The 15,675-nt window shown below is 66.8% G+C and carries 14 protein-coding genes and 1 pseudogene; 3 read left to right on the forward strand and 12 right to left on the reverse strand.

What is annotated here, in order from left to right:
• Nucleotides 1–18: 18 nt before the first annotated feature.
• From AB3X99_RS09115 to AB3X99_RS09135, 5 genes are all read right to left on the reverse strand, one after another.
• Nucleotides 19–606: an NTP transferase domain-containing protein gene (locus AB3X99_RS09115; RefSeq protein WP_069261784.1), complete on the reverse strand. Its 588-nt coding sequence runs from the start codon at nt 604–606 to the stop codon at nt 19–21.
• Between the two features lie 143 nt (nt 607–749).
• Nucleotides 750–2,981: a xanthine dehydrogenase family protein molybdopterin-binding subunit gene (locus AB3X99_RS09120; protein ID WP_368616692.1), complete on the reverse strand. Its 2,232-nt coding sequence runs from the start codon at nt 2,979–2,981 to the stop codon at nt 750–752.
• Nucleotides 2,978–3,994, reverse strand: a complete 1,017-nt coding sequence (locus AB3X99_RS09125; RefSeq protein ID WP_368605713.1) for a xanthine dehydrogenase family protein subunit M — start codon at nt 3,992–3,994, stop codon at nt 2,978–2,980. Before AB3X99_RS09125 ends, AB3X99_RS09120 begins: the two co-directional genes overlap by 4 nt.
• Before the next feature lie 16 nt (nt 3,995–4,010).
• Nucleotides 4,011–4,727: a (2Fe-2S)-binding protein gene (locus AB3X99_RS09130; protein ID WP_368616693.1), complete on the reverse strand. Its 717-nt coding sequence runs from the start codon at nt 4,725–4,727 to the stop codon at nt 4,011–4,013.
• Between the two features lie 504 nt (nt 4,728–5,231).
• A complete protein-coding gene (locus AB3X99_RS09135; RefSeq protein ID WP_368616694.1) occupies nt 5,232–6,200 on the reverse strand; it encodes a LysR family transcriptional regulator in 969 nt (322 codons plus the stop codon).
• Nucleotides 6,201–6,263: 63 nt separating this feature from the next.
• On the opposite strand from AB3X99_RS09135, the gene AB3X99_RS09140 reads away from it, so the two are divergent.
• A complete protein-coding gene (locus AB3X99_RS09140) occupies nt 6,264–7,343 on the forward strand; it encodes a zinc-binding dehydrogenase (RefSeq protein ID WP_368605710.1) in 1,080 nt (359 codons plus the stop codon).
• A gap of 74 nt (nt 7,344–7,417) precedes the next feature.
• On the opposite strand, the gene AB3X99_RS09145 is transcribed toward AB3X99_RS09140, so the two are convergent.
• Entirely contained in the window at nt 7,418–8,713 is a 1,296-nt protein-coding gene (locus AB3X99_RS09145; protein WP_069261789.1) for an aspartate carbamoyltransferase, read from the reverse strand.
• A gap of 188 nt (nt 8,714–8,901) precedes the next feature.
• On the opposite strand from AB3X99_RS09145, the gene AB3X99_RS09150 reads away from it, so the two are divergent.
• Both AB3X99_RS09150 and dapA read left to right on the forward strand, forming a co-directional pair.
• Nucleotides 8,902–9,027, forward strand: a complete 126-nt coding sequence (locus AB3X99_RS09150) for a hypothetical protein (protein WP_256094458.1) — start codon at nt 8,902–8,904, stop codon at nt 9,025–9,027.
• 137 nt (nt 9,028–9,164) lie between these two features.
• Nucleotides 9,165–10,019: a 4-hydroxy-tetrahydrodipicolinate synthase gene (dapA, locus tag AB3X99_RS09155; RefSeq protein WP_069261790.1), complete on the forward strand. Its 855-nt coding sequence runs from the start codon at nt 9,165–9,167 to the stop codon at nt 10,017–10,019.
• Between the two features lie 189 nt (nt 10,020–10,208).
• On the opposite strand, the pseudogene AB3X99_RS09160 reads toward dapA, so the two are convergent.
• The 6 genes and pseudogenes from AB3X99_RS09160 to AB3X99_RS09185 all read right to left on the reverse strand — a co-directional run.
• Nucleotides 10,209–10,439, reverse strand: a pseudogene (locus AB3X99_RS09160) (DUF2866 domain-containing protein); the annotation flags it as partial.
• Between the two features lie 264 nt (nt 10,440–10,703).
• Nucleotides 10,704–10,904, reverse strand: a complete 201-nt coding sequence (locus tag AB3X99_RS09165) for a DUF3562 domain-containing protein (protein ID WP_028202533.1) — start codon at nt 10,902–10,904, stop codon at nt 10,704–10,706.
• A gap of 269 nt (nt 10,905–11,173) precedes the next feature.
• Complete coding sequence (locus AB3X99_RS09170) at nt 11,174–12,235, reverse strand: alkene reductase (protein WP_069261792.1); 1,062 nt, start codon at nt 12,233–12,235, stop codon at nt 11,174–11,176.
• A gap of 94 nt (nt 12,236–12,329) precedes the next feature.
• Entirely contained in the window at nt 12,330–12,653 is a 324-nt protein-coding gene (locus AB3X99_RS09175; protein WP_069261793.1) for a helix-turn-helix transcriptional regulator, read from the reverse strand.
• 232 nt (nt 12,654–12,885) lie between these two features.
• Nucleotides 12,886–14,166 (reverse strand): MFS transporter, encoded by a 1,281-nt coding sequence (locus tag AB3X99_RS09180; protein ID WP_342946676.1) that lies wholly within the window; start codon nt 14,164–14,166, stop codon nt 12,886–12,888.
• A 25-nt stretch (nt 14,167–14,191) separates the two neighbouring features.
• Nucleotides 14,192–15,643 carry a M20 family metallopeptidase gene (locus AB3X99_RS09185; RefSeq protein WP_368616695.1) on the reverse strand — a complete coding sequence of 484 codons (1,452 nt, stop codon included), beginning with the start codon at nt 15,641–15,643 and terminating at the stop codon, nt 14,192–14,194.
• Nucleotides 15,644–15,675 lie beyond the last annotated feature (32 nt).

Raw genomic sequence — 15,675 nt, forward strand, 5'->3', positions numbered from 1 at the left:
CGCGCGAGTGCGTGCGAATCAGAGCCCGTCGAGGTCGGCCGGCGTGTCGACGTCGCGCAGAATGCCCGGATCGTCGACTTCGATGCGTGTGAGCGGGTGGGTGCTCAGCAGGGCGCGTGCGCCCGCGTCGCCGTCGAGCGCGACGAGCGCTGCGCGATGCGCGTAGCCGAAGCCCACCGGATGTCCGCGCTGCCCGCGATAGAACGGCGCGACGAGCGACGCGCCGCCATCCAGTGTGCGCGCCACGGCTTCGATCGATTCGACGGCAATGCAGGGCATGTCGGCCAGCGCGACGATCCAGCTTTCCGCTTCATGATCGGTTTCCACGCCCGCAGCGAGGCTCGCGCCCATGCCGCGCGCGGCGTCGGGGGCGAACACCACCTCGCAGCCCGCGTCGTTGAGCACATGCGCGAGCGTTTCCGCCCCGGGACGGACAACGGCGATCACTTTGGGTACGACGCGTAGCAGCCGTTGCGCGGATTCGCGCGCGACGCATGTGCCTTCAGGGAGGGGAGCGAGGAGCTTGTTGCGCAGTCCGTTGGGATCGAAGCGCGAACCGGTGCCGGCGGCGAGCAACACGCCGGTGGCGAACGAAGCATAGGCCATGGCTGTGATACGCCGCGAAGAGGGTGAGCAGTGATTGTGCGGCGCAAGCGCGCGTGAGGCAAGCCCCGCGCGCGGCATAGGCCTTGCTCTGTCCTGCATTTGCCGACTGCGCATGCACTATGCGGGTGCAGACCGGTGCCCTGTCACACAAGCGAATTCATCTGTGGAACGACCTTGTCGAGCGTGATCGGCAAATCGCGTACGCGCATGCCCGTGGCGTGATACACGGCATTCGCAATCGCCGCCGGCACGCCGGTAATGCCGATCTCGCCGATGCCGCGCACGCCAAGCGGATTGAAGCGCAGATCGGGTTCGCCGACGAACAGCACGTCCAGCTCGCCGATGTCCGCGTTCACGGGCACGTGATATTCCGCGAGATTGTTGTTCGCAATGCGGCCCGTGCGCGTGTCGAAGAGGCCCTCTTCGTGCAGGGCCGTGCCCACGCCCCATACCATGCCGCCCATCAACTGGCTGCGTGCCGTTTTTTCGTTGAGCACGCGTCCCACGTCGTACGCGCCGACGATGTGCGCCACGCGCATCGTGCCGGTATCGGCATCGACGTGCACTTCGGCGAATACCGCACCGAATGAGTGAAACGCATACTGCTGCTTCTCGGCGCCTGGCTTCGTCGCGACCTGCGCCTCGAGCGGCTGGCCGCCCGCGCGTGCGATGACGGCGGCGGCCGGGTCGCGTCGCGAGCTGTCGCTGCGGCTTACGACCCAGCCGTCCTGCACGGTCACGTCGTCGGCAGCGAGTCCGTAGACGGGCGAGCCGCGATCGGCGCGCGCGAGCGCAATGAGCCTGTCGCGTACGGCCATGCACGCGGCCTGCACGGCGGGCGAGACACTCGCCGCCGACTGCGAGCCGCCCGAAACGGGCGCGATCGGCAAGGTCGAATCGCCCAGCGCGAAGCGGATGCGGTTGGGCGGGAAGCCCAGCGCGTCGGCGGCCACCTGGGTCATCACCGTGTAGGTGCCGGTGCCGATGTCCTGGGTGCCCGACGCGACTATGGCGTTGCCGTCGGGCAGGATGCGCGCCACGGCGGCGGCTTCGCTGCGGTTCGCGGGATAGGTCGCGCTCGCCATGCCGAGGCCGATGAGCGTGTTCCCGTTGCGCATGGCGCGCGGCGTGGCGATGCGCCGTGACCAGTTGAAGCGTTGCGCGCCCGCCTCGTAACACTGGCGCAGCGCTTTCGACGACCACGGCTTGCCGTCCTGCGGCTCGCTTTCCGCATAGTTTTTCAGGCGCAGCGCAACCGGGTCCATTTTCAGTTGCCACGCCAGCTCGTCCATGGCCGACTCGAGCGCGAACGAGCCGGTTGTTTCACCGGGCGCGCGCATGAAGGTCGGTGTGCCGACATTCAGGGGTACGACACGATGGCTCGTGCTGCAATTGGGCACCGCGTACATCATGCGCGTGACGAGGCCGCACATCTCGAGCCAGTCTTCGAAGGTGGACGTGTGGGCCAGCGTGTCGTGGCGCAGGCCCGTGAGCGTGCCGTCCGGGCGCGCGGCGAGCGACAGATGCTGCTCCGTGTGCGGGCGCGAGCCGACGGGGCCGAACATCTGCGGCCGCGCGAGCGCGAGCCTCACGGGGCGTCCCGTCTGCTTCGCGGCCATTGCGCACAGGCTCACGTGCGACCACGACGAACCCTTGCAGCCGAAGCCGCCGCCGAGGAACGGCGAAATCACGCGCACGTTGTCCGGCGCGATGCCGAACACGGCCGCCACCGCGTCGCGCGCGCCGTTCACGCCCTGGGTGGCGTCGTAGAGCGTGAGATCCGGGCCGTCCCAGTGCGCCATCGTCGCGTGCGGCTCCATCGGGTTATGGAATTGCGTGGGCGTGGTGTAGACGGCATCGAAGCGCACGGCGCCTTCATGCAACCCGGCTTCGACATTGCCGCGCGTCGATTCGACCGGGCGCCCCATTGGGCTGGGCGGCGCGTGCGCGTCGCCTTTCGCGCGATTGAAGTCGAGCGTGGCCTGCGTCGGCGCGTAGGCGATGTCGACGTGACGCGCGGCATCGGTGGCGTGTTCCAGCGTGTCGGCAACCACGACTGCAACGGGCTCGTTGCTGTAGCGCACGACGTTGTCCTGTAGCAGCGTGAGGTGCCGTCCCGCTGGTGGTTTGAGCGGCGAGCGCCCGCCGTTGGGCAGCCGCATCGCGCTCTGGTACGTCATGACGAGCAGCACGCCGGGCATGGACTGGGCGCGGCTCGAGTCGATCGACGTGATCGTGCCGCTCGCAATCGTGCTGGTCACGAGCACGGCATGGGCGAGCCGCGTTTCCGGGAAATCGCTCGCGTAGAGGGCGCCGCCCGTGACTTTGAGCATGCCGTCGATGCGGTCCATCGGTTGTCCGGTCAGCGCGCTCATGCGAAATCTCCGGTGTTGTTGCCTTGCGTGCCGGTGGCGGCGAGCAGCGTCGAGCGGATGATCGCGCGTTGCGCGAGTCCGACCTTGAACGCATTGCCGCTCAGCGGCTTCGCCTGCGCGAGTTCCGCCGCGGCGGCCTCGCGTAGCGTCGACGCGCTGAGCGTCTTTCCGGCGAGATGCTGTTCCGCCACGCTCGCGCGCCACGGTCGGTGCGCCACGCCGCCCAGCGCGATGTGGGCCGCGCGGATGCGGTGGCCGTCGAGTTGCAGCGCGCTCGCGACCGAGACGAGTGCGAACGCATAGCTCGCGCGGTCGCGGATCTTGAGGTAGTGCGCGTGCTCGCTGAACAACGGCGGCGGCAGGTCGACCGAGGTAATCAGTTCACCTGATTGAAGTGTCGTGTCGAGATCGGGCCTGTCGCCGGGCAGGCGATGAAACGAGGCGAACGGGATGGTGCGTGCGCCGCCCGGTCCGCTCACTTGCACGGTGGCGTCGAGCGCCGCGAGCGCAACGCTCATATCGGACGGATTGACGGCCACGCATTGCGCGCTTGCGCCGAGGATCGCATGCATGCGGTTAAAGCCCTCAATCGCTGCACAGCCGCTGCCGGGCGCACGCTTGTTGCATTGGGTGAACGCGGTGTCGTAAAAGTACGGGCAGCGTGTGCGTTGCATGAGATTGCCGCCCACGGTGGCCATGTTGCGCAGTTGCGGCGACGCGCCGGCGAGCAGCGCCTGCGAGAGCAGCGGGTAACGCGTGCGCACGAGCGTGTGATTGGCCGCGTCGCTGTTGCTCACGAGCGCGCCGATGCGCAGGCCGCCGTTGGGCAGCGTTTGAACTTGATCGAGCGCCTCGATGCGCGTGATATCGATGAGCGTCACCGGATGCGCGATGCCGCCTTTCATGAGATCGAGCAGATTCGTGCCGCCGCCGATGAACGCCGCACCGGGACGCTGCGCGGCGGCAATCGCGCCGTTCACATCGGCGGCGCGCTGGTACGAGATGGCATCCATTTGTGTGCCTCCGTACTCAGGCGCTGGCCGTGTGCGCGTCGCGCACGGCGGCCACGATGTTGACATAGGCGCCGCAGCGGCAGATGTTGCCGCTCATGCGCTCGCGTATTTCGGCATCGCTCAGTTGGGCGGGGCGCGTGCGCACGTCGGGCGTAGCGGCGCTCGCTGCGCCTGCCGCGAATTCGCTCAGGCATGCCGTGGCCGAACACAATTGGCCTGGCGTACAGAAGCCGCACTGGAAGGCGTCGTGCTCGATAAACGCACGCTGCACGGGACTGAGCGTGGCCACGCCCGCGAGCCCTTCGACCGTGGTGATGCGCTGGCCTTCGTGCATCACAGCGAGCGTGAGGCAACTGTTGATGCGCCGTCCTTCGACGAGCACCGTGCAAGCGCCGCACTGGCCGCGATCGCAGCCCTTCTTCGTGCCGGTGAGTCCCGCGTAGTCGCGCAGCGCATCGAGCAGCGTGACGCGCGGTTCGATATGCAGCGTGTAGGCGCGGCCGTTGATGTCGAGCCTGACCGGTTGCGCGGGCGCGGGCGGCGGCGCTTCGGTTGGGGCGGTGGCAGGCGGCGCATTCTGTGCATGCAGATGAGGCGTCGCGCTCAACGCGGCAGCGGCGGCCGCCGATTGCAGGAAGCGGCGGCGGGTGACGTCGGCGGGCGTGCGGGAGGGGGAAACTTGGGAGGCGTCGTCGCAATCGCACGGCGCATCGAGGGGACGTTCGTTGGACATGGCGATCTGCGGACTCCAGGATGAAGACAGTACATAAACCGGGACTTCAAGCGCTGGCCGCGCGGGGGCTTCGTCGCGCAGCGGCGCGCCTCTTTCGTGCAGCAATTCCGATGCCGCGGTGGCTCGACCGGGCACTGCAGAACTGCAAAGTGCACTTCTCGAACACGAAAGTAAAGCGCTTACGTGTGAATTTTTCGCTGCATATTGCTTGATGGCGCAACGCTGTCGCATGGCTGGCGCCATTCCGGCGCGAAGCTGGCGCCATGGACAGAAATGCAATGCCGCAGGCGGGAAAAGGGTATTGAAAGATGATTGCGCGACGAGTCGTTCCGCGCAACGCCTACGCTATGCGCGGTCTTCCTGAAAGTTGAGGTGTCGGCCTGGCTATCTGGTGCTTCACGCTCGACCACAATGGTACGGAGTCCTTCCGACACGCCGTAGACCGCAGCGGCGGTGCGCTTGCAGACATTCGCCTTATCGATCGACTGAGGAATTGCGCACGAGTCAATCGAGAGGATCGCTAACCATGTCGGCGGTGCTCAGCGCAGCCACGGCCTCGCGCAGCCACACGAGCGCCGGATCGGCGTGATTGCGTGGGTGCCATGCCGCATGCATCGAAAAGCCGCGTGCCTCGAACGGCAGCGCGAACAGATCCACGCGGTCCAGGTAGCGTGCGGCGAGCCGGTAAGGCAGCGTTGCCACGTAGTCTGTGCGAGTGAGCACCTCGGGCACGAGCGTGAAGTGCTGTACTGAGTGCGCCACGCGGCGGCGTCGGCCGAGCGCTTCGAGATGTTCGTCCATGAAGCCGAAGAAGCTCGCGCCGCTGGTCGAGACGAGCACGTGCTCGAGCGCGCAATAGCTGTCCAGGTCGAACGGGGCTGCGCCGCGCGGGTGCCCTTTGCGCTGCGCCACGACGAAGTGTTCGTCGTAGAGCTTTCTGGCCTTGAGTGTTGGCGGCACCTGTTGCGCGGAGCCGAGCAGCAAATCGATTTCGCCGCGCTCGAAGCGCTCGGCGAGCGAGCCGGATTCAATCGCGATGAACGCCAACTGCAGGCCGGGCCCAGCCAGACGCGGCCACGCGATCATCAGCGGCAGGCCGAGCACGGCCACGCACTGGTCGCTCGCGGCGACCACGAAGCGCCGCGTGCCCGTGGACGGATCGAAGGCGCTCTCGCGGCGCACCACCGTTTCGAGCGTCTTGAGCGCCGCATGCAGCGGCTCCATCAATTCGAGCGCGCGCGCCGTGGGCGTCATGCCGCGGCCATTCGCGGCGGGAAGGAGTAACGGATCGTCGAAGAGTTGGCGCAGCCGGGCAAGCTGCGCCGAAACAGCCGGCTGCGTGAGATTCAAGCGCGCGGCGGCGTGCGTCACGTTCAACTCGGCGAGCAGGGCGTCGAGTGATACGAGCAGGTTGAGGTCGATACCGGAGAGATCAATCACGGTGATGGGTGGAATGTCGGCAATTGATTTCAAGAATACGTCTCGCTCGCCTAGAGTTCAATCCGTCAGATGAACACCTTTCCACTAGGAGAAGCCATGAAAGCCTGGATGCTCGATCAACCCGGTCAACCGCTCGCACTGCGCGACGTGCCGCAACCCGAACCGCGCCGCGGCGCGCTGCTGGTGCGCGTGGAGGCCGTGCCGCTCCTGAGCTATACGCGCCAGTACGTGCAGGGCAAGCTGCCCTACGGCTACCCGCAGGGGCCGTTTTCGCCGGGGACCAACGGCATCGGTCGGGTGCTCGCGGTCGGTGAAGGCGTGTACGGCTATCGCGTCGGCCAGCGCGTCGCGCTGAGCCCCTACTGGATCGCCGACGAAGCGCTGCGCGAGCCCGCCCAGGCGCTGCTCGGGCTCACGGCGATCAGCCCGGACAGCGGGCCGATGCTCGGCGATTATCCGCACGGCACGCTGCGCGAGGCGGTCGAGTTTCCGGCCTCGACGGTATTTCCGCTCGATGGCCTCGATCATGTTCTTTCGGCGCAGCTCGCGGCGCTCGGCAAGCTCGTGGTGCCGTTCGGCGGCCTGCGGCGCGGCCGGCTCGCGGCAGGCGAAACCGTGGTGGTGAACGGCGCGGCCGGCGCGTTCGGCTCGGCGGCCGTGCTCGATGCGCTCGCACTCGGCGCAGGCCGTGTGGTGGCGCTCGGACGGCGCGCGGCGGCGCTGGCGCCGCTCGCGAAGCTCGGCGGCGGGCGTGTGGTCACCGTCGCGCTCAGCGGTGAGATGGCGCGCGACGTGGAGGCCATCCGTGCCGCCGCGAACGGCGGCGCCGATCTCGCCTTCGACATGGTGGGCCACGCCACCGACCCGGGCGCTACGCTCGCTGCGCTGCGCAGCCTGCGCCGCAACGGCCGCATGGTGCTGATGGGCAGCATGGAGGTGGATCTGCCGATCAAGTATGGCGAGATGCTCATCAACAACTGGGAGTTGATGGGCCACTTCATGTACAGCGGTGCGGACTACCGTGCGCTGATCGCGCTCGTGCAGTCCGGGCAACTGCCGCTCGATGCGATCGAAGTCCAACGTCACCCGTTCGATGCGCTGGAGACCGCGATCGACGCGGCGGAAAAGGCGGAAGGGCTGACCTGCGTGACGGTCTGCACGTCGCAAGGCGCTTGAGCGCGCCATAAACAAATCGGCCCGCAAGCGCGATTGACGCTCGCGGGCCGATGACGTTGCGAGTGCAGCGAGGTTCAGTCGATGCCGTGGAACACGGCGTCGTCCGGGCCGAGGTAGGCAGGCGGACGCCAGACAGCGTCGCGCATCGAGTGCTGCACGAGATTTTCCACGCCCAGCAGCACCGCGAAGATCGCCATGCGCACCGGAATGCCGTTGTCGGTCTGGCGGAAGATCGCGAGGCGCGGATCGTGGTTCAGATCGGTCGAGAGATCGTTGGCGCCCGGGCGGCTATCGCGCGGCAGCGGGTGCATCACGAGCGTTTCAGCGCTGCAGCACTCGTCCATCGTTGCCTGGTTGATCTGGAATTCGGGCGTGTAGCCTTCGAACGACTCGTCGGCGAAGCGCTCCTTCTGGATGCGGGTGGCGTACACCACATCCGCACCGCGCAGACCCGCGCGCAGGTCGTGCGTCTGCTCGACGACGTGGCCGTTGGTCGAAATCTTGTCGACGATGTACGCCGGCATTTCGAGCTGCGGCGGCGAAATGAGCGTGAACTTGATGCCGCGATACAGCGCGAGCAGCTTCACGAGCGAGTGCACCGTGCGGCCGTACTTGAGGTCGCCCACGAGCGCGATATGCGCGCCGTCGACGATCTTGCCCAGACGCGAGAACTCGCGCTGGATCGTGTAGAGATCGAGCAGCGCCTGGCTCGGGTGCTCGCCGGGACCGTCGCCGCCATTGATCACGGGGATGTTCACGGCGCGCGCGAATTCGGCCACCGAGCCTTGATCAGGATGCCGAATCACCATCGCATCCACGTAGCCGGCCATCACGCGGCTCGTGTCGTAGATCGATTCGCCCTTGGCCATCGAGGAGAACGTGAAGCCGGTCGTGTCGCACACCGAACCGCCCAGGCGGCAGAACGCGGCGCCAAAGCTTACGCGCGTACGCGTGCTGGCTTCGAAGAACAGGTTGCCGAGCACCGCGCCTTCGAGCACGCGCGAGATTTTCCGGCGGCGCGCGATGGGCTGCATGATGTCGGCGACGCGGAACAGGGCCTCGACGGAGTCGCGCGAGAACTGGTCCACGGAAAGCAGTTGCGGCTTGCCCTCGAACTGCATCTGGCTCGCGAGCGAGCGCGCCGAGTCTACGCTTTGCGTATAGTCTTCGCGCGGCTCGCCGTTGCCGACGATTTCCGAAACGAAGCGCTCGACGATCTCCGGCATGGCGCGCGATTCCTGCGACTCCTCGGGCAGCAGCCACGTGTCGAGCGCACGACGCGACACGCCGATGCGGCTCGCAAATGCGTCGCGGGTCATGTTCAGACGCCGCATGGCGTCACGGAGGAAGGCTTGTTGCGGAACGCTCATGCTGGCACCCGTGATTTCTGGTTAATGTACGCGGTGCGTATATTAGTTCGGTGGTGTGAGAAGTCAAGTTCTTTTGTCGGAGGAGCGCTCGAGAAACCGTTCTGCGCGCGTGAGACCGTACCGCTCGCGCAGCCCGCCGCTTGCTGCACCCGCCCGCAACTGCGCGATCTCGGGTTAAACTGCGCGACATGCTACGTAACCCGCTCCGCCACGACCTGCCGAATCTCACCGCCGCCACGCGCGCGGTGTCGTCGCTCGCGCAGGCCACTTCGGTGTGGGTGAAAGCCAAAGCCAAAAAACAGCCGCTCATCTGACCGGAGTCTGCTGTTCCGTCAGATGTGCGACGGAATAGCCAGTCGAAGGCGCCCTGCCTTCCGCCTCACTCCCGGCTTGCTTCCCTCCTGCGCACCGCTGAACGGACCTTCCATACGGTCGAGTTCAAGGGAAAGTCATGTCTGAGTTTTCGGGTATCTGGATTCCGCTCATCACGCCGTTCAACGCCGGTGCAATCGATCATGCGTCGCTCGACGCGCTCGTGCGCCACTACGTCGAGGCCGGCGTGGCCGGCTTCGTCGCGCTCGGCACGACCGGCGAGCCCGCCGCGCTGAGCGACGCGGAAGCGGACGACGTGCTCGCCACCGTGCTGGCGTCGGCGGGCGGCCTGCCGGTCGTGGCGGGCGTGAGCGGCAATCACACGGCGGCCGTCTGCGAGCGGATCGCGGCGCTCAACGAGCAGCCCGTCGCGGGCGTGCTGGCGGCCGCGCCTTACTACATCCGCCCATCGCAGGCGGGTGTGATCGGCCACTTCGCGGCGCTCGCCGATGCAAGCCGCAAGCCCCTGATCGTCTACGACATTCCCGCGCGCACGGGCGTGCGCATCGAGTTGCCGAGCCTGCTCGAACTCGCGGCGCACGAGCGCATCGTCGCGGTGAAGGACTGCGGCGGCTCGCTCGACAAGACGCTCGCGCTGATTCTCGACGGCCGTTTGCAGGTGCTCTGCGGCGAGGACATCGACATGTTCGGCGCGATGTGCGCGGGCGCGAGCGGGGCAATTGCGGCGTCGGCGCATTGGCGGCCGGAGCGTTTCGTGGGGATGGCGCGCGCGTTGCAGGAAGGGCGTCTCGCCGATGCGCGCGCGATCTGGCACACACTCGTGCCGCTCGTGCGTGCGGCGTTCGCGGAGCCGAATCCGGGCCCGGTGAAGGCGGGGCTCGCTGCGTGCGGGCGGATCCGCAATGAACTGCGTGCGCCGATGACGCGTGTGAGCGATGAGCTGGAGGCGTCGCTGGCGCGCCTCGTGGTTTGACGCTGCCCGTGCGGGAAGGATGTGTGGTGGGATGAGACGCTGGGGCAGGTGCGGCGTGCGCTGCTTCTTGTGCGCCGCCCGGAAGCGGCGCGTCTAGCGCGCCGCGCGTGCGTTTGCGGCGCTGGACGCGCGGCGGCGGCGCGAGCGAGGGCGTTCGACTGCAGCGGGTTCGCCGTTCAGCAGAATGCGGCGGCCGGGCACGTGCTGCGCAACGAGGCGGGCGATATCGAGCGCCGTGCTCTCGGCGGGCACGACCTGACGGCGGGCGCTGTCATCGAGCGGCGTCGTCCATTCGACGAGCCGGTAAGCGCGGCCCCACGGATGCTGGAGCGGCGTGGACACCCGGCACGACGCGACCGTCGAAGCGGCGCCGTCGCGCAGCAGGGACTGCAGGTGCACTAGTACATCGTCTTCAACCATGACCTCGCTCCTCCTAAGCTTGCCGCGCAAAAAAACGCCGCCGATGTTCCGGCGGCTCAACAGGGGTTGAGCCTATGTTTGCAGCAAAGAATTAAACCAACCTTAAGAGAGGGGCTTGGGCGCCGGCAGCCCGAGTGTGACCGGCACGGCCGATGGCGGCAGCGGTGCGAGCCCTATGAGGGCGCGCACCAGCCAGAAAAATGCTGTGGGGCGGAGCGGCCGGCCTGCGTGTGGCCGGCGCAAAGACAAGCTGACAGACGGCGATTAGTGCGGTTTCGTGCCATTTTGCCGCAGCGTCGCACGCGTCTTGCGGGCGGCGAAAAGCGGCAGATAGTCCTGGATGCGCGCTTGCGCTCGATATTCATTGAGCGTGTCGGCGTAGATGCGCGCGACCGTTTCCTCCGGCGTGTTGGTTTCTTCGGCGATGGTATGGACGATCTCGGAAGCATCGGCGGTCTTCGGCATGACTTGGCTCCGGTCAGCGAGGTGGGGTTGGCAGGCGGGTTTCAATTCAAGGACATCCGGACGCGGGATACCAATTGAATCCACCTATCGCGCAAAACCGCCATACGCGCATCACAAGCGTGAACTGTCTGAGCATTGACGCTTGCTCGCGCGAGCCCTGTATTTTCGGGGCTTCCAGCGCAAAAACGGCCACGGCGAGACAGAACGTCTGCGCCGTGGCCGCCTGATGGCATGCGGCCATGGGCCGCACGCGCTCTGCTTATGTCACCTTACGCCGCGGTTTCGAGCGACGGGTAGTCCGTGTAGCCCGTTTCGCCGCGCGCGTAATACGTCGACGGATTCGGCGCGTTGAGCGGCGCGTTCAATTCGAAACGGCGCGGCAGGTCGGGGTTGGCGATGAAGAGCTGACCCCACGCGACCGCGTCGGCTTCGCCTGCCGCGAGCACCGCTTGCGCCGATTCGAGCGAGAACTTTTCGTTCGCGATGAACGGACCGCCGAATTCGGCCTTCAGCTGCGGCCCGAGACGGTTGTCGCCAAGCGATTCGCGCGCGAACAGGAACGCGATCTTGCGCTTGCCGAGCTCGCGCGCCACATACCCGAACGTCGCCGCCGGATTCGAATCGCCCATCGTGTGAGCGTCGCCGCGCGGTGCGATGTGCATGCCTACGCGATCCGCGCCCCACACATCGATACAGGCGTCGGTGATTTCAAGCAGCAGGCGCGCGCGATTTTCGATCGAGCCGCCATAGGCGTCCGTGCGCTGGTTGGTGGTGTCCTGCAGGAACTGGTCGAGCAGATAGCCGTTCGCGCCGTGAATTTCCACGCCGTCGAAACCGGCCGCTTTCGCGTTGATCGCGCCCTGGCGGAACGCGGCGATCACGCCGGCGATCTCTTCGGTTGCGAGCGCGCGCGGCGTGACGAAGCCGCGTTGCGGACGCACGAGGCTCACGTTGCCTTGCGGCGCAATGGCGCTGGGCGCCACCGGCAGTTCGCCGTTCAGGAACACAGGGTCGGACACGCGACCGACGTGCCACAGTTGCAAGAAGATGCGGCCGCCCGCGGCATGCACCGCATCGGTCACGATCTTCCAGCCTTCCACTTGCTCCTGCGACCAGATGCCCGGCGTTTCGGCATAGCCGACGCCTTGCGGCGTCACCGAGGTCGCCTCGCTGATGATGAGGCCGGCCGTGGCGCGTTCGGCGTAGTACTTCGCCATGAGTTCGTTGGGCACGCGCACTTCACCGGCGCGTTGACGCGTGAGCGGGGCCATGATGATGCGGTTCGGCAGCGTGAGGTCGCCGATCTGGATGGGGTCGAAAAGCGTTGCCATGTAGGGTCACCTTGTCTGCGGGCGCGGCCCGCGGGCTGAAAAGCGATACAGGAATCGAAACGGAGTATTCAGCAGATGTTTCGTCGCTGAAGCATCACAACTGCGCGTTCATATGGGCGATAAACGCCTCGATGACCGGCTCGTTGCGCTTGAAGAACACCCACTGCCCCACGCGTTTGGACGTGACGAGTCCCGCCTTCTGCAAAACGGCCAGATGCGCGGACACCGTGGATTGCGAAAGCTCGCAATGCGCGTCGATCTTGCCCGCGCAAACGCCGTTTTCGAGCGGCAGCTCCTGGTCGCCAAAGTGCACCTGCGGCTCGCGCAGGCACGCAAGAATCTCGCGGCGCACCGGATTGGAGAGCGCCTTGCAGATCGCGTCGACGTCTAGAGCGGGAGTGGTAGGGGAATTCTTCATCGAGGCTGCATCGTAACTGTCCGAATCATATATCGGATTTCTACGATATGGGCGATGGCACTGATTTCAATAGGGTTGTCCGTACATCTCGCGTTCCCTCCCCGCTTTCGCGTGGTCTAGCGCGATGCAAAACACCGGGAAACAACGCTTGGCAGTCGGTAAATTCGCCGGCCCGAGCCCATTGCATCGCGTGGATCACCGCTGCGTTAGCAGCGACCAGCACGCATTCGATTCAAGCCGTCGCCTGCTGCGCAACCCTGGTCGTGACGCGCACGCGGCTCACATACGCCAGCGCGGACAAACTGATCATGGCGGTCGCAATCAGCCAGTAACTCGGCGCGCTCTTCTCGCCGGTGGCGCTCAGCATCCAAGTGACGATGGCTGGGGTAAAGCCGCCGAACACGGTCACGCCGATGTTGTAGCCGATCGACATGCCGGTGGCGCGCGTCGCGGCCGGGAAGATCTCGGCCATGAGCGCGGGCAGGGCGCCGAAATAGATCGACTTCAGCAGCGCGAGCCACGCAATCAGCACGAAGAGCGCAACCGCACTCGTATGGCCGGTCGCCCAGGCGAAGCCCGGGTACGCGCTCGCGAGGAAGAGCAGCGCGACACAAGTCATCTGCGTGCGCCGCCCGATGCGGTCGGACAGATGCCCCGCGAACGGCGTGACGACGGTGAGGATCACGCCGCCCGCCATCGTCGCCGCGAAGCCGGTTGCCGCAGGCAGATGCAACTGGCGGATCGCGAACGTGGGAATGTATTGCAGCAGATAGTTGACCGCCGTCGAGACAGTCATCAGGCCGATCGCCGTGAGCACGAGCCGCTTTTGCTGGCCCAGCACTTCGCGCACGGGCGTTTCGGTACGCGCGCTGCGTTTGAAGTCCTCGGCGTCTTCAATGAAGCGGCGCAGATAGAGGCCCACCGGACCAATCAGTAATCCGAAGAAAAACGGCAGACGCCAGCCCCAGGCGGCGAGATCGGCGGGCGCCATGAGGCGGGCGAGTCCATAGCCGAACGAGGCCGCGAGCAGCGTGGCGAGGCCTTGCGTCGCGAACTGCCAGCTCGCGAGAAAACCGCGACGGTGCGGCGCATGCTCGATCAGCATGGCCGTGGACGCACCGAACTCGCCGCCCGCCGAAAAGCCCTGGATGAGCCGCGCGGCGAACACCGCGAGCGGCGCGGCAAGGCCTATCGTCGCGTAGTCGGGAATCAGCGCGATGATCGCTGTGCCGACCATCATGAGGCTGACCGAGAGCATCAGCGCGGCCTTGCGTCCGCTACGGTCGGCATAGGCGCCCAATACCGCGCCGCCGAGCGGCCGCACGAGATACGATGCGCCGAAGGTGCCGAACGTGAGCAGCATCGAAACGGTCTCGTTGACCGCCGGAAAGAAGTGCTTGCCGATATACACCGCGAAGAACCCGTAAATGGCGATGTCGAACCATTCGAGCGCGTTGCCGGCGGAGGTGGCGATGACGAGCCTCGCAAGGCTCACGGGTTGTTTTGCGGACATGGCGGCATGCACCTTTATTGGGTCGTCAGGCGAAGGCGTCGGCGGGTTGCGTCGCGCGTGCTTGCGCTTGCGCCGATGCGCGGCTTGCGGCGAGACGCGCGGCGTCGTCGCCCAGGTCCCACCAGAGTCCGGCCATCACGGCGAGCGCCTCGCGTGCGACGGAGCCGAGCAGGTGTTCGTTCGGCGCGTGCTGCGCGCAGGCCGGATACGAGTGCGGAACCCAGAGCGTCGGCAGGCCGAGCGTGTACGCGAATACGTCGTTCGGCACCGTGCCGCCGAGATTCGGCAACAGCGCCGGCTTCTTTCCAGTCGACGCGCGTAGCGAATCGAGCGCCCAGTGCACCCAGGCATCGTCAGGGTCGAGCCGCGTCGCGGCGGACGTCTGCGTGACGCGCACCTGCACATCGTCAAAGCCGAGCCGCGCGAAGTGCGCTTCGAGATGCTCGCCCACGCGCGCGGCGTCCGTGCCCACCACGAAGCGCAACTGGCAAGTGGCCTTGGCCGTGGGCGGGATCGCGTTGACGGGCGCGTCGGGGTTGCCGGTCTTGAACGCGAGCACTTCGAGTGTGTTCCAGGCGATCACGCGCTCGGTGGGCGTGAGGCCGGGCTCGCCCCAGTCGGGATCGATCGCGGGGGCGTCGTCGCCGCCGAGCACGATGTCGGCAAGCGCCTCGCGCACGCTTGCGGACACGGGCGGCGGACGCAGCCCGTCCACGGCGATGGCGCCGCGCCGGTCGACGAGGCTCGCGATCGCGTGCGACAGCACAATGGCTGGATTGCGCAGCGCGCCGCCCCAGTTGCCCGAGTGATGCGCACCGCGGCGCAGATCGACAAGCAGTTCGAACGTCACGCCGCCGCGCGAGCCGAGGAACAACGTGGGGCGTTCGGCCAGCACGCGGGGGCCGTCGGAGGCGATGAACACGTCCGCCGCAAGTGTGTCGCGATGGGCGGCGCACACGGCGTCGAGGCCCGGCGAGCCGATTTCCTCGCCGGTTTCGAAGATCACCTTCACGTTGTAGCCGAGCTTGCCGCCGCGCGCGTCCAGCACCGCGGCGAGCGCGGCGAAGTTCACGGAGTGCTGGCCCTTGTTGTCGGCGGTGCCGCGGCCATACCAGCGGTCGCCTTCCACGGTGACGGTCCAGGGCGCGAGACCCTCGCGCCACTGCTCGTCGTAGCCGCGCACGACGTCGCCGTGGCCGTAAGTCAGCACACTCGGAAGCGCGGGGTCTTCGATGCGCTCGGCGATCAGAAACGGCGCGCGCGCGCCTGCGGGATTCTCGACCACGCGGCACGTGAAGCCGAGCGACGAGAGGGAGGGCATTACCTCGTCGGCGAGATAGGCGACGAGCGCGCGGGCCTGCTCGGGATTCTGGCTTTCAGTGCGAAAGCCCACGCGGCGCTGGAGGTCGGCGAAGAAAGCGCCGGAATCATAGACGCGCACGGCGCGGTCGATGGCGGTTTGTCGGGTCTCGTTCAAAAGGGCTCCTCTCATGCCTGGGTGCAGGGAAT

It is taken from the genome of Paraburkholderia sp. BR10882 (genome assembly GCF_040948855.1).
GTDB lineage: Bacteria > Pseudomonadota > Gammaproteobacteria > Burkholderiales > Burkholderiaceae > Paraburkholderia > Paraburkholderia nodosa_A.

Coding starts and splice junctions, on each gene's coding strand:
- AB3X99_RS09115 (WP_069261784.1), bottom strand. CDS start 606: ATGGCCTATGCTTCGTTCGCCACCGGCGTGTTGCTCGCCGCCGGCACC.
- AB3X99_RS09120 (WP_368616692.1), bottom strand. CDS start 2,981: ATGAGCGCGCTGACCGGACAACCGATGGACCGCATCGACGGCATGCTC.
- AB3X99_RS09125 (WP_368605713.1), bottom strand. CDS start 3,994: ATGGATGCCATCTCGTACCAGCGCGCCGCCGATGTGAACGGCGCGATT.
- AB3X99_RS09130 (WP_368616693.1), bottom strand. CDS start 4,727: ATGTCCAACGAACGTCCCCTCGATGCGCCGTGCGATTGCGACGACGCC.
- AB3X99_RS09140 (WP_368605710.1), top strand. CDS start 6,264: ATGAAAGCCTGGATGCTCGATCAACCCGGTCAACCGCTCGCACTGCGC.
- AB3X99_RS09145 (WP_069261789.1), bottom strand. CDS start 8,713: ATGAGCGTTCCGCAACAAGCCTTCCTCCGTGACGCCATGCGGCGTCTG.
- AB3X99_RS09150 (WP_256094458.1), top strand. CDS start 8,902: ATGCTACGTAACCCGCTCCGCCACGACCTGCCGAATCTCACCGCCGCC.
- dapA (WP_069261790.1), top strand. CDS start 9,165: ATGTCTGAGTTTTCGGGTATCTGGATTCCGCTCATCACGCCGTTCAAC.
- AB3X99_RS09165 (WP_028202533.1), bottom strand. CDS start 10,904: ATGCCGAAGACCGCCGATGCTTCCGAGATCGTCCATACCATCGCCGAA.
- AB3X99_RS09170 (WP_069261792.1), bottom strand. CDS start 12,235: ATGGCAACGCTTTTCGACCCCATCCAGATCGGCGACCTCACGCTGCCG.
- AB3X99_RS09175 (WP_069261793.1), bottom strand. CDS start 12,653: ATGAAGAATTCCCCTACCACTCCCGCTCTAGACGTCGACGCGATCTGC.
- AB3X99_RS09180 (WP_342946676.1), bottom strand. CDS start 14,166: ATGTCCGCAAAACAACCCGTGAGCCTTGCGAGGCTCGTCATCGCCACC.